The sequence below is a fragment of the Burkholderia sp. IT-111MI5 genome (assembly GCF_949752865.1).
Classification (GTDB): Bacteria; Pseudomonadota; Gammaproteobacteria; order Burkholderiales; family Burkholderiaceae; genus Burkholderia; species Burkholderia pyrrocinia_C.
Window position 1 is genome coordinate 393,087 of sequence record NZ_CATKIF010000022.1, and the last position, 17,348, is coordinate 410,434.

The 17,348-nt window shown below is 67.2% G+C and carries 20 protein-coding genes; 7 read left to right on the plus strand and 13 right to left on the minus strand.

What is annotated here, in order from left to right:
• Positions 1-66: 66 nt before the first annotated feature.
• Genes ACM6JT_RS20120 through ACM6JT_RS20135 form a run of 4 tightly spaced genes read right to left on the minus strand, consistent with a single transcriptional unit; the run spans position 67 to position 3,746 of the window.
• Positions 67-789, minus strand: coding sequence for an SDR family NAD(P)-dependent oxidoreductase (locus tag ACM6JT_RS20120; RefSeq protein ID WP_414857123.1), 723 nt, complete (start codon positions 787-789; stop codon positions 67-69).
• The gene (locus ACM6JT_RS20125) at positions 767-1,888 is read right to left on the minus strand and encodes a 2,3-butanediol dehydrogenase (protein WP_414857124.1); all 1,122 of its coding nucleotides are present in this window, start codon (positions 1,886-1,888) and stop codon (positions 767-769) included. The genes ACM6JT_RS20120 and ACM6JT_RS20125 overlap by 23 nt, the downstream gene beginning before the upstream one ends.
• 1 nt (position 1,889) lies before the next feature.
• Positions 1,890-3,194: an MFS transporter gene (locus tag ACM6JT_RS20130; protein ID WP_414857125.1), complete on the minus strand. Its 1,305-nt coding sequence runs from the start codon at positions 3,192-3,194 to the stop codon at positions 1,890-1,892.
• Between the two features lie 18 nt (positions 3,195-3,212).
• On the minus strand, positions 3,213-3,746 hold the full coding sequence (locus ACM6JT_RS20135; protein WP_414857126.1) for a 2,4'-dihydroxyacetophenone dioxygenase family protein: 534 nt from the start codon (positions 3,744-3,746) through the stop codon (positions 3,213-3,215).
• 184 nt (positions 3,747-3,930) lie between these two features.
• On the opposite strand from ACM6JT_RS20135, the gene ACM6JT_RS20140 reads away from it, so the two are divergent.
• A complete protein-coding gene (locus ACM6JT_RS20140) occupies positions 3,931-4,911 on the plus strand; it encodes a helix-turn-helix domain-containing protein (protein ID WP_034181472.1) in 981 nt (326 codons plus the stop codon).
• Positions 4,912-4,988: 77 nt separating this feature from the next.
• Here the strand turns inward: ACM6JT_RS20140 and ACM6JT_RS20145 are convergent, their stop codons facing one another.
• Positions 4,989-5,936, minus strand: a complete 948-nt coding sequence (locus tag ACM6JT_RS20145; RefSeq protein ID WP_034181471.1) for an aldo/keto reductase — start codon at positions 5,934-5,936, stop codon at positions 4,989-4,991.
• A gap of 386 nt (positions 5,937-6,322) precedes the next feature.
• Positions 6,323-6,943, minus strand: a complete 621-nt coding sequence (locus ACM6JT_RS20150) for a LysE/ArgO family amino acid transporter (RefSeq protein WP_034181470.1) — start codon at positions 6,941-6,943, stop codon at positions 6,323-6,325.
• A 118-nt stretch (positions 6,944-7,061) separates the two neighbouring features.
• Here ACM6JT_RS20150 and ACM6JT_RS20155 point away from each other — a divergent pair, with 118 nt between their 5' ends.
• Entirely contained in the window at positions 7,062-7,955 is an 894-nt protein-coding gene (locus tag ACM6JT_RS20155) for a LysR family transcriptional regulator ArgP (RefSeq protein ID WP_105391326.1), read from the plus strand.
• Positions 7,956-8,003: 48 nt separating this feature from the next.
• On the opposite strand, the gene fnr is transcribed toward ACM6JT_RS20155, so the two are convergent.
• From fnr to ACM6JT_RS20175, 4 genes are all read right to left on the minus strand, one after another.
• Complete coding sequence (gene fnr / locus ACM6JT_RS20160; protein ID WP_034181468.1) at positions 8,004-8,750, minus strand: fumarate/nitrate reduction transcriptional regulator Fnr; 747 nt, start codon at positions 8,748-8,750, stop codon at positions 8,004-8,006.
• Positions 8,751-8,853: 103 nt separating this feature from the next.
• The gene (locus tag ACM6JT_RS20165; RefSeq protein ID WP_414857127.1) at positions 8,854-9,321 is read right to left on the minus strand and encodes a universal stress protein; all 468 of its coding nucleotides are present in this window, start codon (positions 9,319-9,321) and stop codon (positions 8,854-8,856) included.
• Positions 9,322-9,720: 399 nt separating this feature from the next.
• Positions 9,721-9,888 carry a hypothetical protein gene (locus tag ACM6JT_RS20170; RefSeq protein WP_175749692.1) on the minus strand — a complete coding sequence of 56 codons (168 nt, stop codon included), beginning with the start codon at positions 9,886-9,888 and terminating at the stop codon, positions 9,721-9,723.
• A 29-nt stretch (positions 9,889-9,917) separates the two neighbouring features.
• A complete protein-coding gene (locus ACM6JT_RS20175; protein ID WP_034181466.1) occupies positions 9,918-10,328 on the minus strand; it encodes a DUF3005 domain-containing protein in 411 nt (136 codons plus the stop codon).
• A gap of 277 nt (positions 10,329-10,605) precedes the next feature.
• Between ACM6JT_RS20175 and ACM6JT_RS20180 the strand changes: the two genes are divergently transcribed.
• Positions 10,606-10,839, plus strand: coding sequence for a hypothetical protein (locus tag ACM6JT_RS20180; RefSeq protein WP_034181465.1), 234 nt, complete (start codon positions 10,606-10,608; stop codon positions 10,837-10,839).
• A gap of 138 nt (positions 10,840-10,977) precedes the next feature.
• The gene (gene epsC / locus ACM6JT_RS20185) at positions 10,978-11,898 is read left to right on the plus strand and encodes a serine O-acetyltransferase EpsC (RefSeq protein ID WP_034181464.1); all 921 of its coding nucleotides are present in this window, start codon (positions 10,978-10,980) and stop codon (positions 11,896-11,898) included.
• A 36-nt stretch (positions 11,899-11,934) separates the two neighbouring features.
• Here the strand turns inward: epsC and ACM6JT_RS20190 are convergent, their stop codons facing one another.
• The 3 genes from ACM6JT_RS20190 to ACM6JT_RS20200 form a co-directional block, all read right to left on the minus strand.
• Positions 11,935-12,738: an SDR family oxidoreductase gene (locus tag ACM6JT_RS20190; RefSeq protein ID WP_414857128.1), complete on the minus strand. Its 804-nt coding sequence runs from the start codon at positions 12,736-12,738 to the stop codon at positions 11,935-11,937.
• The gene (gene folE / locus ACM6JT_RS20195) at positions 12,738-13,367 is read right to left on the minus strand and encodes a GTP cyclohydrolase I FolE (RefSeq protein WP_034181462.1); all 630 of its coding nucleotides are present in this window, start codon (positions 13,365-13,367) and stop codon (positions 12,738-12,740) included. Before folE ends, ACM6JT_RS20190 begins: the two co-directional genes overlap by 1 nt.
• Positions 13,368-13,465: 98 nt before the next feature.
• Positions 13,466-14,392, minus strand: a complete 927-nt coding sequence (locus tag ACM6JT_RS20200) for a LysR family transcriptional regulator (RefSeq protein ID WP_034181461.1) — start codon at positions 14,390-14,392, stop codon at positions 13,466-13,468.
• Positions 14,393-14,558: 166 nt separating this feature from the next.
• On the opposite strand from ACM6JT_RS20200, the gene pobA reads away from it, so the two are divergent.
• From pobA to ACM6JT_RS20215, 3 genes are all read left to right on the plus strand, one after another.
• Positions 14,559-15,791, plus strand: coding sequence for a 4-hydroxybenzoate 3-monooxygenase (pobA, locus tag ACM6JT_RS20205; RefSeq protein WP_105391330.1), 1,233 nt, complete (start codon positions 14,559-14,561; stop codon positions 15,789-15,791).
• A gap of 142 nt (positions 15,792-15,933) precedes the next feature.
• Entirely contained in the window at positions 15,934-16,650 is a 717-nt protein-coding gene (locus ACM6JT_RS20210; RefSeq protein WP_034181459.1) for a 3-oxoacid CoA-transferase subunit A, read from the plus strand.
• 13 nt (positions 16,651-16,663) lie between these two features.
• Entirely contained in the window at positions 16,664-17,320 is a 657-nt protein-coding gene (locus ACM6JT_RS20215) for a CoA transferase subunit B (protein WP_047903702.1), read from the plus strand.
• Positions 17,321-17,348 lie beyond the last annotated feature (28 nt).

Here is a 17,348-nt window from a genome sequence, read left to right on the forward strand (position 1 = left end):
GGGAATGGTCTGCGCACGGCGCATCGGGAGCGACTGCCTGCCCGCCGACACGCCGGGCGCCGGGCGCTATACCGTCGAATACCCGCCGTCCACCGGCACGACCGCGCCGGTCACGAACGACGCGCCGGGCGAGCACAGGAACAGGATCACTTCCGCGACTTCGTCGGCCGTACCCCAGCGCCCGAGCGGTGTGCGCTCGAGGATCTGCCGCGACGCCTGCGTGTCGGCCATCAGCCCGCTGCTGAGCGGCGTGTCGATCCAGCCGGGCGCAACCGCGTTCACGCGGATGCCGCGCTCGGCCCACGCCTGCGCGAGCGAGCGCGTGAGCTGCGCGATGCCGCCCTTGCTCGCGCTGTACGCGGGCCGGTCCTTGCTGCCGAAGTACGTGTACATCGACGCGATGTTGACGATGCTGCCGCCGTGCGCCGACAGCGCCGGCAGCGCGGCGTCGGATGCACGCATCACCGACGTCAGGTTCACGTTCAGCACGAGCTCGAACTGGTCCATCCGGTATTCGTCCGCGTGCCGGCTGATGCCGACGCCGTTGACGAGCACGTCGAGTCGCGGCAGCTCGGCGATCGTGCGCGTCAGCGCATCGCTGTCGGTCACGTTCAGTTCGATGTACTCGATGCCCGCGTGCGCGGGCGCATGCGGGCCGGCGGCGTCGAGCCCGAGCGCGACGACCGATGCGCCGGCTTCCGCGAACCGCCATGCGGTGCGCGCGCCGATGCCCGATGTGCCGCCCGTCACGACGACGGTCTTGCCTTCAAACGCCAACGGACGACTCATGCTCGATGCTCCCGACGGTGTGTGCGCGGCGGGCGCACCGCTGCGCGGGGGAAACCAGGATCTTGATCTGCGTGCGATCGGCGAGCAGCGCGTCGAAGCCGTCGGCGACGGCATCTTCGAGCGACACGGTGCGCGTGACGATCGATGTGAGGTCGAGCGCGCCCGACGCGACGATGCGCAGCAGGTCTTCGTATGCATGCCGGTAGCCGACGCTCGCCGTGAAGGTCAGTTCGTCGTTGACCGCGCGGAACGCATCGAAGCCCGCATGCGGCATCAGGCCGACCATTACGACGCGGCCGCCCTTGCGCAGCGCGTGCATCGCCGCTTCGAACGTGGCGGGCAACCCGGCCGCCTCGAAGCTCGCATCGACGCCGAGCCCGCCCGATGCCTCGCGGATCGCGTCGCGCAGCACGGACGCGTCGAGCGAGCGCGCGTTGAACGTGTGCGTCGCACCGAGACGCGCGGCGGCCGCGAGGCGCTCGGGCGACACGTCGACCGCGACGATGGTCGTCGCGCCCTGCAGCTTCGCGAGCTGGATCAGCAGCAGGCCGATCGGCCCGAGCCCGAATACCGCGCAGGTGCCGCCGAGCCGGAGTTCGGCGCGGCGCAACGCATGCAGCGCGACGGCGGCGGGTTCGATCACGGCGGCCTGTTCGAGACTGACGCCGTCGGGCAGCCGATGCAGCATATAGGCCGGCACGACCGCGAAATCGGCCATCCCTCCGTCGCCCATCAGGCCCGCGAAGCCCATCGACACGCACAGGTTGTACGACCCCGTGCGGCAGTACGCGCATTGGTGGCAGCGATATTCGGGCTCGACGGCGACGCAGTCGCCCGGGTTCAGTGTCGTCACGCCCTCGCCGACTTCGACGACGGTGCCGCAGAACTCGTGGCCGAGCGTCAGCGGCGCGGTGCGCCGCGACAGCGGGTGCGGCGTGTCGACCGGAATCGCGTGCGGGCCGTCCGCGTATTCGTGCAGGTCGCTGCCGCAGATGCCGCAATACGCGACCGCGATGCGCACCTCGCCCGGCCCGACGCGCGGCGTGTCGATTTCCACGAGACGGACGTCGCGCGGGCCATGCCATTGAAGTGCACGCATGTCAGCGTCCTCCGAGGTTCTGCGTATCGAGACGGTTCGCGGCGGCGCCGGCGGGCGCGCGCTTGCGCAGCACGGCGGGCGCGGTTTCGACGAGGCCGAACGACAGCACGCACGCGAGAATCGCGCCGGTTGCCGACGTCCACATCGCGAACTGCAGGCCGTAGCGGTCGGCCGCGAAGCCGGCGACGGTCGGTGCGACGAAGCCGCCGATCAGCTCGCCGGCGCCCATGATCAGCCCGAGCGCGCTGGCGATCGCGCGCGGCGGCACCGTTTCGGCCGGGATCGTCGCCATGAACAGCGTGAAGCAGCCGAGGCCCGTGTAGGTCGCGAGCACGAGCGCACAGAGCACCCACAGCGAATTCGCGTGAATCATCGCGACCGGGCACGCGGCGGCGACCAGCGCGAACACGATCATCGTCGGCCTGCGGCCGATCCGGTCGGAGATCGCCGGCACCGCGAAGCCCCAGAACACCCATGCGGCGCCGAGGCAGGTCATCACGACGCCCATGTCGGACGGCGAAAGATGGCGGCTGTCGACGAGGAAGACCGGCGCGAACGAGATGATCACGACGAACCACGTGAGGAAGAAGCAGCTGATCAGCACGCAGAGCAGGATGTTGCGTTCCTTCAGCAGTGCCCAGCGGCTGACGGCCGCGCCGCCCGCCGCTGCCGCGCCGACGGTGTCGGCCTGCGCATGCCGTGCGCCGCCGGGCGGCGCTTCGCGAACCCAGCGCCAGATGCAGAAGGCGATCAGGAAGCCCGGAATGCACGATACGTAGAACGCCTCGCGCCAGCCGTACGCGGTTGCGATGCCGATCACGACCGGCGGGCCGATCATCGCGCCGAGCAGGCCGGCGGCCGAGCCTTGCAGCAGGCCCATGTTCAGCCCGCGGCGGCTCGGCGTCGAACTCTCGACCATCAGCGACTGCGACAGCGGCAGCACGGGGCCTTCGGCGATGCCCATCAGCGCACGGAATGCGATCAGGCTCGCGAAGCCGCCGACGAACCCCGACAGCGCCGAGCACACGGAAAAGCCGAGCACGGCCGCGATCAGCAGCGGCTTGCGCGTGCCGCGCGCGTCGGACCACGCACCGGTCGCGGCGCCGGACAGCGCCCACGTGAGCGCGAGCGCGGACGACACCATGCCGAGCTGCGCATTCGTCAGGTGCAGTTCGGCCGACATGAACGGGAACAGGAACGACAGCGCGAGGCGGTCGAAGAACACGAAGCCGAACGTCATGAACAGGATCAGCAGCAGCCTGTTCTCGTACGTCCATGCGAGTTTGGGGGAAGGGTGGGATGTCATGGCGGGCCCCGTCGCGCGTCAGCGGAACAGCTTCTCGATCGCTTGCGTGCCGAGGCCGACCTTCTCGTAATGCGCCTTGCACATCGCGATGTACGAATGCACGTCGAAATAGCCGTCGGGGTTGCCTTCTTCGTCGAGCCAGATCAGCGGCCCCTTGACGATGAAGAACGCGCGCATCGGCTCGGGGTGATCGAACGCGACGAGCGTGTGGCCTTCGCCTGGCGTCTCGTACACGAAATCGCCCTTCGTCGCGGTCCATTCGTGCTCCAGATAGCCCCATTTGCCGGACAACGTGTACGCGAATACCTCGTGCGGGTGATAGTGCCGGTTCACGAGCCCTGCTTCCTTTGCCATCAGGATGTCGCACCATTTGTTCTGCGACGGCGAGATCCACAGCGGCCGCGACGAAACCGTTTCGGTGAACGGAACGTAATAGCGCTCGTCGTCGGTGGCCGCGTTCGCGATGTAGGCTTCCGGCAGCGCATCGGGCTTGAACGGATTGGCAATCGGCGGGATGTTTTGCCAGAATTCGGCTACGGCTTTGTCGACCACGGTTCGTCTCCTTGTGTATGGATGTCGTGGGCTCGACTTTAGCCAGCCGGTGCGCGCCGCTCTTGACTGGGCTGGACGAATTGCTTGATCGGGCCGGACATCGCACCGCACGACGTTTAAACGATCCATCCCCCAATTCCGCAATGCATGCCGCTCCGTACGACGGGCGCCAGCAGGAGGCGACGTGACGAATTCGACCGTTTTTTCACGCACGCGAGGCTCGACGGCCGACGTGCCGGCGCGCGACAGGATGGCGTACTGGGATGCGTTCAACGCGGCGACGCTGGTCGGCCTGCGCTGCTCGTCGCTGTCGCCGGCCGGGCTCGAAGTCGAGAAGACCGACATCGCGCTGCCGGGCCTCGGCATCGCCGACATCAGCGGCCAGGATCACGTGATCGAGCGCAGCCCTGCGTTGGTGCGCCAACTGCCGAAGGAATCGCTGTTCGCGTGCCAGATCCTGAGCGGGCGCGCGTATTTCATCCAGCGTGACCGGTGCCTGCTCGCGGAAGCCGGCGACGTCGTCGTCTACGACACGCGCGTGCCTTATCTGTTCGGATTCCTGACGCCGATGCGGCAGCTGCTGATCGATGTCCCGATCGCGACGTTCGACGACCGGCTCGATGCGGAACTGGCGGCGCTGCCGCTGCGGATCGCGCCGAAGCCGGGCGCGGGTGCGATGCTCGGCGCGACGCTGAGGGCGAGCGTCGAGCGCTTCATGAAGGATCCGGTCGAGTGCGATGCCGCGCGCTTTGCCGAGCGCACGCGCACGCTGGTCGCGGAACTGATCGACACGGAAGTGAACGGTGCGGGCGCATCGCGTGCTTCGCTGTCGTACCTGCTGACCGCGAAGCAGTACATCGCGACGCATCTCGGCGAGCCGGAGCTCGGGCCGCAGGCGGTTGCCGACGCGGTCGGGCTGTCGCTGCGTCATCTCGGCCGGCTCTTTGCGGCCGAAGGCGAGTCGATCACGCAGCACATCTGGTCGGAACGGCTGGCGCACGCGCATCGCGAGCTGACGGATGCGCGGCTGCGCAAGACGAGCGTCGGCGAGATCGCGTTTCGCTGGGGGTTCTCGAGCCAGGCGCATTTCAGCCGCGCGATTCGCGAGCGCTACGGCGCGTCGCCGATGGCGCTGCGCGATGCGGCGCCGCGCGGCGCCGTTTAGCGGAGCGCAGATGACGCAGGCCGATCGCGGAACCGCAAGACCGCGCGATTCGATCGACCGGCCTGCCGCCCACGACGTCAGGTTGCGCTGGCCTCGTCGATCTGGCGGATGTCGTCCTGATCGAGCCGGATGCGGATCGCTTCGCCGAGCAATGCGAGCTGCGCGAGCGACGTCGCGCTCGCGATCGGCGCGGTGATCGTCGGCCGCGCGATCTGCCACGCGAGCGCGATTGCGGCCGGCTGCGTGCCGTGCTTCGCCGACACGGCGTCGAGCGCGGCGAGAATGCGCAGGCCGCGTTCGTCGAGATAGCCGGCGACGCGATCGCCGCGCACGCTCTTCTTCAGGTCGGCCTCGCTGCGGTACTTGCCCGACAGGAAACCGCTCGCGAGCGCGTAATAGTTGACGACGCCGAGCTTCAGGTCGCGCACGACCGGCTCGAGATCGCGTTCGTAGTCGGCGCGGTCGATCAGGTTGTACTCGGGCTGGATGACCTGGTACGCGGGCAGGCCGTCGCGCTTGCTGATGTCGGCGGCTTCGCGCAGGCGCGCGCCGCTGTAGTTCGATGCACCGATGATGCGCACCTTGCCCGCGTCGATCAGCGTCTGGTATGCGCCGAGCGTTTCCTCGAGCGGGGCCGTATCGGCGAGGTCGCGGTGCGAGAAATACAGGTCGATGTAGTCGGTCTGCAGGCGGCGCAGCGAATCGTCGGCGGCCTTCAGGATGTTGTCTTTCGTCAGGCCCGCGCGTGTCGAAAGCAGGCCGACCTTGGTCGCGATCACGACCTGCTCGCGCTTGCCGGAACGCTTGAGCCACTTGCCGATGATCGTTTCCGATTCGCCGCCGCTGTTGCCGGGCGCCCAGGCCGAATAGACGTCGGCCGTGTCGATGAAGTTGATGCCGATGTCGGCGAGCGCGTCGAGCAGCGAAAACGACGCGTTTTCGTCGACGGTCCAGCCGAAGACGTTGCCGCCGAACGCGAGCGGCGAAACCTGGATGTTCGACGTGCCGAGAGTGCGTAGTGCCATGTTCTGCTCCGATATCGGTGGGGTGACGGGATTGAACTGAGCGATTGGCCAGGTCGAGCGCGACGAGACGGCGGGGTGCGCGGTGCGGTTCCGCCGTTGTCGCAGGACACCGGCCATTCTCTCCGATCGATCGGATTCGTGCAGGCGGCGTGTCGCCGCGATGATGGACGGCTTGGGACAGATGACGGACGCATCGTCCGTCACGTTGGCGGTCCGTACGGCTGCGTTGGATCCGGAGCTGAATTTCGCGGCGGCGATGCGCTGCGGGAAGCGAGATGCCGTGTCGGCGGAAGCGGGCGGGGGCGGGAGGGACGGATGCCCCGACGTTGCGCCGGAGCGGATCGGCAGACGGGCGGCAAGCAGCCGCCCGTGCGACGGCGAGTCGGTCAGCGCAACTGCACCGCCGCGAGAAACAGCACCATGCTGCCGATCGCGCCATCCAGCACGCGCCACGCAACGGCCTTGCGGAACCACGGCGCCAGCAATCGCGCACCGTAGCCGAGCCCGAGAAACCACACGACGCTGACCGCCATCGCGCCGATCGCGAACGCGAGCCGCGCGCCTTCCGGCTCGCGCGCGCCGGCCGTGCCGATCAGCAGGAAAGTGTCGAGATATACGTGCGGGTTGAGCCACGTGAACGCGAGCGTCATCAGCACGATCGCGAGCCCGCTCTGCGGCGGCGGCGCGACCGCGTCGCCGCGCACGTCGAGCGTTGCGTGGCCCGGCTTGAACGCGCGGCGCAGCGCGTTGATGCCGAACCATGCGAGATACGCGAGGCCGACGTACAGCACCGCATGGACGAAAGTCGGATACCGCTCGACCAGCACCGATGCGCCGCCGACGCCGGCGCCGATCAGGATCATGTCGGATAGCGCACACAGCAGCACGATCTTGCCTACATGCGAGCGCATGATGCCTTGGCGGAGTACGAACGCGTTCTGCGCGCCGATGGTGACGATGAGCGACGCGCACAGTGCGGCGCCGTGGGAAAAAGCGAGCCAGTTCATGGTGGTGACAGCGGTAGACGCAGTGGAAGCAGTAGACGGATGAATCGGGTAGCGCTAGTCTGCGGTCAGCATGAAAATAAGAGAAGCTAATTCACCTAATGCGGATTAAGGAAATCTAATGCTCGACTACGCCCTGCTCGATGCCCTCGCGGCCGTGATCCGGTACGGCTCGTTCGAGCGCGCGGCCAAGGAGCTGAACGTCACGCCGTCGGCGGTGTCGCAGCGCGTGAAGCTGCTGGAGGAGCGTGTCGGCAGCGTGCTGGTCAAGCGCGGGCAGCCGTGCGTTGCGACGACGTCGGGCGCGCTGCTGTGCCGGCATACCGAGCGCGTGCAACTGCTCGAGGCCGAACTGGGCGGCCGGATGCCGGCGCTGCCGGGCCAGATTGCGAGCGCATGGCCGATGTTGCGCGTGGCCGTCAACGACGACAGCGTCGCGACGTGGTTCATCGACGCGGTGGGGCCGTTCTGCACGGAGCGCGAAACGTTGCTCGACCTCGTGATCGACGACCAGGACTACACGGCCGCGCGCATCCGCGACGGCAGCGTGCAGGGCGCCGTGACCGCGCAGGCCGAGCCGATCCAGGGATGCCGGTCGGAGCGGCTCGGGCGGATCCGCTATCGCGCGGTGTGCTCGCCGGCGTTTTACGAACGCTATTTCGGCGCGGGCATCACGCGCGATGCGCTGCGTCGCGCGCCGTGCGTGATGTTCAATCCGAAGGACGGGCTGCAGGCGCGTTTCATCCGGCGCGTGACGCGCGCGGATCTCGATCCGCCGCAGCACTGGATACCGCACGTCGCGGGCTATCTGCGCGCATGCGAAACGGGATTGGGATGGGGGATGTGCCCGGACCGGATGGTCGACCGCCAGCTGGCGGCGGGCGAACTGGTCGACATGTCGCGCGGGCGCACCGTCGACATCGATCTTTACTGGCAGAGCTGGCGTCTGTCGATCGGCTGGCTCGACGATTTCAGCGCGGCGCTGAAGGCGCGCGCCGCGCTGTTTCTCGATTGATCGGTAACGTCACGCGGGCGGCGCGCGAGATGCGTGCACCGTGCGGGATCAGACGTGATGCAGGCCGTCGAAGTCGATGATCTGTACGTGGCGGCCCTGCATTTCGATCAGGCCGCGCTTCTGGAATTTGGACAGCGTGCGGCTGACCGTTTCGAGCGTCATGCCGAGATAGCTGCCGATGTCTTCGCGCGTCATCCGCAGGTTGAATTCCGACGGCGAGTAACCGCGCTTCAGGTAGCGCGACGATACGTCGAGCAGGAACGCGGCGACACGTTCTTCGGCATTCAGCGAACCGAGCAGCATCGTCTGCGACGTTTCGCGCACGATCTGTTCGCTCATCAGCTTGTGCATGCGCAACTGCATCGAGCCGGCTTCCGAGCACAGTGCCTTCAGCGCGCTGTACGGAATCACGCAGACGGAGCTGTCTTCGAGCGCGACCGCGGTGCGCGGATGCGTGTCGTCGCAGATGCCGTCGAGGCCGAGCGCTTCGCCCGCGAGATGCAGGCCCGTGACCTGTTCGCGGCCGTCGTGGCGCGTGGCGACGGTTTTCAGCGAACCCGAGCGTACCGCGTACAGGTTGTCGAATGCGTCGCCTTCGCGGAACAGCGCTTCGCCGCGCTTGACGGGGCGCGCCGCGCAGATGACCGACTCGAGGCGGCTGAGCGCTTCGGGCGCCAGGCCCTGCGGCATGCACAGGTGCCGCATCGCGCACGACGAGCAGTGCGCGGCCTGGCGAGGAGCCCAGCTGCCGGCATGAGGCGTGGCGGCGGTACGTGTGGCGACGGGCGTCAGCATGATCGTTTACTCCGGCGTTGAATCGACTGAATCATTGTCCCACCGCAAGTTGTCGCTGTCGGGTGACAAAACGTCGCGACCGGCCGCGGATGCCGAACGCCGTTCATGCGGCTTGATCGTCCGTGTTGGCGGCGGCCGGAATCAGCAGCACGGGCAGCGTCGCGTGCCGCACGCATTGTTCGGCGATGCTGCCGAGCACGAGACGGCGGAACCCGCGGCGGCCGTGCGTGCCGAGCACGAGCAGATCGGCGCCGAACGCCTTCGCGCCCTCGAGGATCAGCTGCGACACATCGTTGAGCGACGTCGCTTCGGCCAGCTTCGTATCGCCTTTCACGCCCGCTGCCTGCATCAGCTTCGTGAAATCCTTCGCGAGCTCGTTGCCTTGCGCGACGAGCTGATCGCGCAGCACGGACGGATCGTAGCCCGGCACGTTGTAGTAGATCGCGGCGTTCTCGACGACGTAGAACGGTTGCAGCTCGGCGCCGTGCGCTTTCGCGAGCGCCAGCGCGGCATCGAACGCATGGCGGGACGTGTTGCTGCCGTCGACGGCAACCAGAATACGCTTGTACATAGTGTCTCCGAGTGGCGGGTTGAAACGAAGTCGGCCGGATGGCCGATCTGTCTGAGCAATGCTGCGAGGCAGGGTAAACCAACGGCGGGGACTTTGCAGTGCGGTGCCTGTGCTGCCGTGCTACAGCAGCGCCTCCGGCATCGCGGTGCACGGCCATGCACGCAATGCATGCCGCACTGCGCGACGCATATCGCATGGCTGCATCGCATCCGTCGTTCGCGTGGCCGCCGCGCGGCTCGCGATAGCGGTTTCGAGCGATGGTGGATGAAGACCGCACCGTCGCCGGGAACGAATGCGCAGGCATCGAAATCCCGCGTTGCACCGGCGCACGCATCGCGGCGCGCGCATGCCGCACCGACACGGTGCGAAATCACGCCGATGAACCGCGCGCATCGTCATTCAATCGCAACCGCGCCGTTTCGACATGACTTCGATCAATGGATGTGCGTCGGCGCGATTCGCGGCATGCATGAAACCGCCGATGCCGACGCGCGGAATCGTTCGCTTGAGCACCTGTCGCGTGCGCCGATCCACCGGCATCGATCGTCGACCGATGCCGATCTGCAAACGAACGATCGATTCAAACGCCGCGCCGGCTACCTCGGCACGGCCGTCAGCTCGATCACGCGTTCCGGCCGCCGTCCGTGGCCGGGCCAGTACGCGCTGCCGTACATCCGATGGACGGGGCCGAACTGCGCATCGTCCGCGGGCGACGGCGCGGCGAAGCCTTTCTCGATCACCACATAGCCCGCGCGCAGCGCGAACGCCGGATGGTTGCCGCCGGTGCGGCTGTCGAAACCGGCGAGGCCGTCGCCGGCTTCGGGCATCGCATTGACGAGCGACGCGTTGCTGCCCGTGACCTGGTCGGGCGAGATCGGCCCGCCGCCGGCGAGAAGCCACGCCTCGCGGTTCTTGCCGTCGGTGTCGACCGTGCTGTCGTGGGTGTCGTCGTTGTCGAGCTCGACGCTGTGCGGATGCAAATGACCTGCTTGACCGGATGATTCCATCACGGCTCTCCTGGCGGCGAAGCGCTTCGGATCGAAGCAAATCCCGTTCCGGGTTCGACGGGAAAAGGCGCGCGGGCGACCGCCGCGGTCGCGCGACGCGCACTGATTTGTCATGATTTATTTCAGCTAGAAGACGCGTTTTCTACAGAGTATGATTCTTTTCCTGCGAAGCGGCGACAGGGGATGCGATCTCGCCGCCTCTGCCCGCGCCGGGGCGCCGCAGCACCCTTAAAGACGGGTAGTGAACAACAAACAAGGGACTAGAGGTGGCGGATTCATGCAAGCGACTACTGCCTTCACGCACCGCGGTTATCTGTTGAATTGCGCGCCCGCGCGCGCCAGTGACGGTTCGTTCAAGCCCTACGTCGTGATCTCCCGATCGAGCGACGGGGAGTTGGTTGCGAACCGTTTTTTCCCGACCGAGCTCCAGTTCAACGACGAAGGCGCCGCGATCGCGCATGCGCGCGACTGGGCCGTGCGCTGGATCGACGCGAGCAGCATCGTGATCTGACGCCATCGCGTTTCCGGCATCGTCGGCCGTTCGGCCGATCCCCGGTGTGCCGCTCCCGGACAAAAAACGCGGTAATCTTGCGGAACCCGTCACTTTATTAGCGGCCGTGCGACCGAGCGCGGCCGCCTGCATTTGCATATGTCGACATCACCCGTCCGTCAGTGGGGCCTCGAAGAAATCGTCGCCGGCTTGCGCGAGTCGCGCGAGGAACTCCATCGCACGCGCCATCCGCGCGGCATCCGCGAACTGCCGTCCCGCGATGCGATCTGCAAGATTGTGACCGGCCTGCGCGCGTCGATGTTTCCGACGCATTACGGCGCGCCGGATCTCACCGACGAAAGCGTCGACTACTACGTCGGCCACACGCTCGAAAGCACGCTGCGCGTGCTGTGCGAGCAGATTCGCCGCGCGCTGCCGTTCCTGCCCGAGCATGCGGACACGCCGTTCGCGGAACTCGACGAGCGCGCGTTCGAGATCGCGCGCGAGTTCGGCCGGCAGTTGCCGGCGGTCCGCGCGCTGCTCGTCAGCGACATCCAGGCCGCGTACGCGGGCGATCCGGCCGCGCAGCACATTACCGAGATCCTGCTGTGCTATCCGGGCGTGCTGGCGATGATGCACCACCGGCTCGCGCACGCGCTGCACCAGCTCGGCGTGCCGCTGCTCGCGCGCTTCATCAATGAAATCGCCCACTCGGCCACCGGCATCGACATCCACCCCGGCGCGCAGATCGGCCCGAGCTTCTTCATCGACCACGGCACCGGCGTCGTGATCGGCGAGACGGCGATCATCGGCGAGCGCGTGCGCCTGTACCAGGCCGTCACGCTCGGCGCGAAGAGCTTCCCTGCCGATGGCGAAGGTGCGCTGGTCAAGGGCAACGCACGGCACCCGATCGTCGAGGACGACGTGGTGATCTATGCGGGTGCGACGATTCTCGGCCGTGTGACGATCGGGCGCGGCTCGGTGATCGGCGGCAACGTGTGGCTCACGCACAGCGTGCCGCCCGGCACGAGCGTTGCGCAGACCAGGGCCCGCGAAGGCGGCAGCGCCGAGAAGCCGTAACGCGGCGCGCGGCCGCCGACCGCCGCCGCGCGTGCGTCAGAGCTTGCCGGCGGGCGAGCGGTGCTTGTACAGCACGTCCTGGTCGACGCGGATCAGGTTCTGCCCCGCATCCACCACGAAATCCACGCCGTTGTAGGCGTTGCCGGTCAGCAGCAGGATCGCGCTCGCGACGTCGTCGGGGCCTGCGATGCGCGCGAGCGGCGTCGATGCGCGGCTCGCGTGTTCGAAGTCGGCCTGCGTCTGGTCGTCGCTCGGCAGCATCAGCCCCGGGAACACCGCGTTCACGCGCAGCACGGGCGCGCACGACAGCGCGAGCATCTGCGTGAGGTTGCCGAGCGCGGCCTTCGCGACCGTGTAGCTGAAATGGTCGCGGTGAAAGTTTTCCTTGATCTTCTGGTCGACCACATTCACGACGACGCCCTGCGTGCCGGCCACGCGCGCCCGTTCGTAGAATGCGCGCGTGAGCAGGATCGGCGCGCGGCAGTTGACGGCCCATGCCTGGTCGAACGCCGCGAGATCGAAGCTCGGGAAGTGGTCCTGCCAGAACACCGACGCGTTGTTGACGAGCACGTCGAGGCGCCCGAAGCGCGCATACACCTGGTCGATCAGCGCGGTGATCTGCGCGGCATCCGACAGGTCGGCCTGCAGCGCGATCGAATCGTGCCCGCGCTCGGCGATCGCGCGTGCCGCCGCGCGTGCGGCATCGGCCGAACGATCGTAGTGAACCGCGGTGCGATAGCCGTGCGCGGCGAAATACTCGGCGAACGCGCGCCCGGCCCGGCGCGCGGCGCCGGTCACGAGCACGACGGGCGCGTGCGCCGTTTGCTTCGTCGACTCCATTACGTATTCGTCAGGTTGACTGAAGAAGGATTGGCGACGATCGACAGGAATTCGCGCCGCGTCGACGGATCGGTGCGGAACGAGCCGAGCATGCGCGACGTGACCATCTCGACGCCCGGCTTGTGCACGCCGCGCGTCGAGATGCACTGGTGCGCGGCTTCGAGGATCACGCCGACGCCCTTCGGCTGCAACACGTCGAACAGCGTATCGGCGATCTGCACGGTCATCTTTTCCTGGATCTGCAGGCGCTTCGCGAACGCGTCGACGAGGCGCGCGAGCTTCGAGATGCCGACCACGCGATGGTTCGGCAGATACGCGACGTGCGCGCGGCCGATGATCGGCACCATGTGGTGCTCGCAGTAGCTCTCGAAGCGGATGTCCTTCAGCACGATCATCTCGTCGTAGCCGTCGACTTCGCTGAACGTGCGCGCGAGGATGTCGCGCGGCTCCACCGCATAGCCGGCGAAGAACTGCTCGTACGCGCGCACGACGCGCGCGGGCGTGTCGACCAGGCCTTCGCGTGCGGGATCGTCGCCGGCCCAGCGCAACAGCACGCGGACGGCGGCCTCTGCTTCTTCGCGGCTCGGCCGGGATGCGGCCTGCTCGGGCCGTGCGGATTTTTTACCCATGTAGTGGCTCCATCGAAGGCCGCCTGCGGCGGCCGATATCCGCCAATTGTTTCATGCTTTCGCGGGTCGTGCGTGCCAGCGCGAACAGGCCCTGGCGCTCACTTCGGCCATTCGTCCTGCTCGTCGTTGAACAGCGACGCGACGACGCCGCGCAGCCACGCGGTGCGCGGATCGTTGTGGTACTTGCGATGCCAGTGCTGCTTCAGGTCGAAGCGCGGCAGCGCGAGCGGCGGCTCGACGGGCACGATGAACGCATGCTCGGCTGCATACGCATAGCCGATTGCATGCGGCACCGTCGCGATCAGGTCGGTGCGGCTCAGGATGAACGGCAGGCTCATGAAGTGCGGCGTCTCGAGCACCGCGCGGCGCTGCATGCGCTGCTTCGCCAGGTATTTCTCGAGCACTTCCTGGCTGCGCCCTTCGGCGCGCACCACCGCGTGCCCGCACGCGAGGAACTGCTCGACCGTGAACGGCGGCGTCTGTTCGAGCGGATGGCCGCGGCGCATCAGGCACACGAACCGGTGCGTGAACAACCGTTGCTGGAAGAAGTTGTTGCCGTCCAGATCGGGGAAGTAGCCGACCGCGAGATCGATCGACCCGGCTTCGAGGCCGCGTCCGACTTCGTCGTGCGCGAGCGAGACCGAACGCAGGTTCGCGTGCGGCGCGCGCGTCGCGAACGCCTGCAGCAGTTTCGGCAGGAACACGATCTCGCCGACGTCCGACAGCGCGATCGAGAACGTATGCGTGCTCGCGGCCGGATCGAAGTCGTGCGGCGCGACGAGGCCGCGCTCGATCTGCGCGAGCGCGTCGCGTGCGGCCGGCAGCAGCGCGAGCGCGCGCGGCGTCGGCTCCATCCCGCGCGACGTGCGCACGAACAGCGGATCGCCGAAATACTCGCGCAGCCGGCCGAGCGCCGTGCTCACGCGCGGCTGGCTCACGCCGAGCAGGTCGCCGGCGCGGCTGACGTTGCGCGTGTCGTCGAGCGCGACGAGGTAGGGAATGAGGTTCAGATCGAGCGAATCCATCATCGGGCCAATATCTTCAAAACGTATACAACATATCTCCTGAATCGCGTTGCCGCATAGTCGGGAAAGCGCTCAAATGTGTTCCATTACTCGAACCAATGTTCAGCTTTGCATGGGACCGGAGTAAGCGCTGAAGCGCTAACTCCGGTCGACAAGGAGACAAACTATGCGCACCCAAGTCGCGATCATCGGCGCCGGTCCGTCCGGCCTTCTGCTTTCCCATCTGCTGCGCCTGCAAGGCGTCGATTCCATCCTCGTCGAAGCGCGTTCGCGCGAATACTGCGAGAACCGCATCCGTGCCGGCGTGCTGGAACAGGGCACGGTCGATACGCTGAACGAAGCCGGCCTCGGCGACCGGATGCGCCGCGAAGGGCTCGAGCATCACGGCATCGAGCTGCTGTTCTCCGGGCAGCGCCACCGCATCGACCTGTCCGAACTGACCGGCGGGCGCGCGATCACCGTCTACAGCCAGCATGAAGTCGTGCGCGACCTGATCGCGGCCGGCGTCGAGCATGGCCACCAAATGCACTTCGAAGTCAGCGACGTCGCGCTGCACGACGTCGAAGGCGAACACCCGTTCGTCACGTTCAAGCACGCGGACGGCCGCGCGGACCGCATCGACTGCGACTACATCGCCGGCTGCGACGGCTTCCACGGCATCGCGCGCCAGACGATCCCGGCCGAGCGGCTGAACACGTTCGAGCGCGTCTACCCGTTCGCATGGCTCGGCATCCTCGCCGACGCGGCGCCGTCGCTCGACGAACTGGTGTACGCGCATCACGACAACGGCTTCGCGCTGTTCTCGATGCGCTCGCCGACCGTCACGCGCCTGTACCTGCAATGCAAGCCCGATGAAAACCTCGCCGAATGGTCCGACGCGCGGATCTGGGACGAACTGCACACGCGCTTCTCGAACGACACGGGCTGGACGCCGACCGAGGGCCGGATCACGCAGAAGAGCGTGACGCCGATGCGCAGCTTCGTGTCGGAGACGATGCAGCACGGCCGGCTGTTCCTTGCCGGCGACGCCGCGCACATCGTGCCGCCGACCGGCGCGAAGGGGATGAACCTCGCGGTCGCCGACGTCCGCGCGCTGTCCCGTGCGCTCGGCGCACGCTACCGAACGGGCGATGCGACGCCGCTCGACACGTATACGGCGACCTGCCTCGAGCGCGTATGGCGTGCCGAGCACTTCTCGTACTTCATGACGAACATGCTGCATTCGTCGCCGGAGGATTCGCCGTTCGTCAATCGCCTGAAGTTTGCCGAGCTGAAATACGTGACGCGCTCGCGGGCCGCCGCGCAGTCGCTCGCCGAAAACTACGTCGGGCTGCCGTTCGATGATGCAGGGACCCCCGAGGCAACCCGCCTTGACAACGCGCTGTGCACGACTCTATGATCGGCCCATCGTTCGCTAATCGAATCTAGGTTCGAATAGCGAACAAATGCCGGGATCGAAATCGGCCCGGCGCGGCACGCGGCACGCGCGTGTCCCCTCGACAGGCCGCGCATCGTGCCGCGGGTCCGTATCAGGAAGAGACATGGTCAACAAGATTTTCGAATCGCTTCAGTCGGCGGTTGCCGACATTCACGATGGCGCGACAATCATGATCGGCGGCTTCGGCACGGCCGGCATGCCGTCCGAGCTGATCGACGCGCTGATCGAACAGGGCGCGCGCGACCTGACGATCGTCAACAACAACGCGGGCAACGGCGAGACGGGCCTGGCGGCGCTGCTCAAGGCGAAACAGGTGCGCAAGATCATCTGCTCGTTCCCGCGCCAGAGCGACTCGCAGGTGTTCGACGCGCTGTACCGCGCGGGCGAGATCGAGCTGGAGCTCGTGCCGCAGGGCAACCTCGCGGAGCGCATCCGCGCGGCGGGCGCCGGCATCGGCGGCTTCTTCACGCCGACGGGCTACGGCACCAAGCTCGCGGAAGGCAAGGAAACGCGCGTGATCGACGGCAAGCCGTATGTGTTCGAGACGCCGATCCACGCCGATTTCGCGCTCGTGAAGGCGTACAAGGGCGATCGCTGGGGCAATCTCGTGTATCGCAAGACCGCGCGCAACTTCGGGCCGATCATGGCCAGCGCCGCGAAGGTCGCGATCGTGCAGGTGTCGGAAGTCGTGCCGCTCGGCGCGCTGAACCCGGAACACATTGTGACGCCGGGCATTTTCGTCCAGCGCATCGTCGAGGTGCCGCAGGCCGCCCATGCGGCCGAGCTGGCCGCCGAACACGCTGCATCGCAAGCCGCTTGAGGGAGATATCCAGATGAAACGACTGACCCGCGATGAAATGGCCAAGCGCGTCGCGCAGGACATCCCCGAAGGCGCGTACGTGAACCTCGGTATCGGCGTGCCGACGCTGGTGGCGAACCACCTCGACCCGAGCAAGGAAATCTTCCTGCACAGCGAGAACGGCCTGCTCGGCATGGGCCCCGCGCCCGCGCCCGGCGCAGAAGACGACGAACTGATCAACGCCGGCAAGCAGCACGTGACGCTGCTCACCGGCGGCGCGTATTTCCACCATGCCGATTCGTTCGCGATGATGCGCGGCGGCCACCTCGACTACTGCGTGCTCGGCGCGTTCCAGGTGTCCGCGAACGGCGATCTCGCGAACTGGCATACGGGCGCGCCCGATGCGATTCCCGCCGTCGGCGGCGCGATGGACCTCGCGATCGGCGCGAAGCAGGTGTTCGTGATGATGGAGCACCTGACGAAGCAGGGCGAAAGCAAGATCGTCGCGCAGTGCTCGTATCCGGTCACCGGCGTGCAATGCGTGAGCCGTATCTACACGGATCTCGCCGTGCTCGACGTGACGGCCGACGGCCTCGCGGTGAGCGAGATCTTCACCGACCTGTCGTTCGACGAACTGCAGAAGCTGACCGGCGTGCCGCTGATCGACGCGACGCAAAAGGCCGCTGCCTGAACCGCAGGCGTGCCGGCGCGCGCGATCG

What these genes read in the sequence shown, in the direction of transcription:
- ACM6JT_RS20120 (WP_414857123.1), bottom strand. Translation starts at nt 789, where the DNA reads ATGAGTCGTCCGTTGGCGTTTGAAGGCAAGACCGTCGTCGTGACGGGC.
- epsC (WP_034181464.1), top strand. Translation starts at nt 10,978, where the DNA reads ATGTCGACATCACCCGTCCGTCAGTGGGGCCTCGAAGAAATCGTCGCC.
- ACM6JT_RS20125 (WP_414857124.1), bottom strand. Translation starts at nt 1,888, where the DNA reads ATGCGTGCACTTCAATGGCATGGCCCGCGCGACGTCCGTCTCGTGGAA.
- ACM6JT_RS20200 (WP_034181461.1), bottom strand. Translation starts at nt 14,392, where the DNA reads ATGGATTCGCTCGATCTGAACCTCATTCCCTACCTCGTCGCGCTCGAC.
- ACM6JT_RS20215 (WP_047903702.1), top strand. Translation starts at nt 16,664, where the DNA reads ATGAAACGACTGACCCGCGATGAAATGGCCAAGCGCGTCGCGCAGGAC.
- ACM6JT_RS20155 (WP_105391326.1), top strand. Translation starts at nt 7,062, where the DNA reads ATGCTCGACTACGCCCTGCTCGATGCCCTCGCGGCCGTGATCCGGTAC.
- ACM6JT_RS20165 (WP_414857127.1), bottom strand. Translation starts at nt 9,321, where the DNA reads ATGTACAAGCGTATTCTGGTTGCCGTCGACGGCAGCAACACGTCCCGC.
- ACM6JT_RS20190 (WP_414857128.1), bottom strand. Translation starts at nt 12,738, where the DNA reads ATGGAGTCGACGAAGCAAACGGCGCACGCGCCCGTCGTGCTCGTGACC.
- folE (WP_034181462.1), bottom strand. Translation starts at nt 13,367, where the DNA reads ATGGGTAAAAAATCCGCACGGCCCGAGCAGGCCGCATCCCGGCCGAGC.
- ACM6JT_RS20150 (WP_034181470.1), bottom strand. Translation starts at nt 6,943, where the DNA reads ATGAACTGGCTCGCTTTTTCCCACGGCGCCGCACTGTGCGCGTCGCTC.
- ACM6JT_RS20180 (WP_034181465.1), top strand. Translation starts at nt 10,606, where the DNA reads ATGCAAGCGACTACTGCCTTCACGCACCGCGGTTATCTGTTGAATTGC.
- ACM6JT_RS20130 (WP_414857125.1), bottom strand. Translation starts at nt 3,194, where the DNA reads ATGACATCCCACCCTTCCCCCAAACTCGCATGGACGTACGAGAACAGG.
- ACM6JT_RS20210 (WP_034181459.1), top strand. Translation starts at nt 15,934, where the DNA reads ATGGTCAACAAGATTTTCGAATCGCTTCAGTCGGCGGTTGCCGACATT.
- ACM6JT_RS20175 (WP_034181466.1), bottom strand. Translation starts at nt 10,328, where the DNA reads ATGGAATCATCCGGTCAAGCAGGTCATTTGCATCCGCACAGCGTCGAG.
- fnr (WP_034181468.1), bottom strand. Translation starts at nt 8,750, where the DNA reads ATGCTGACGCCCGTCGCCACACGTACCGCCGCCACGCCTCATGCCGGC.
- pobA (WP_105391330.1), top strand. Translation starts at nt 14,559, where the DNA reads ATGCGCACCCAAGTCGCGATCATCGGCGCCGGTCCGTCCGGCCTTCTG.
- ACM6JT_RS20145 (WP_034181471.1), bottom strand. Translation starts at nt 5,936, where the DNA reads ATGGCACTACGCACTCTCGGCACGTCGAACATCCAGGTTTCGCCGCTC.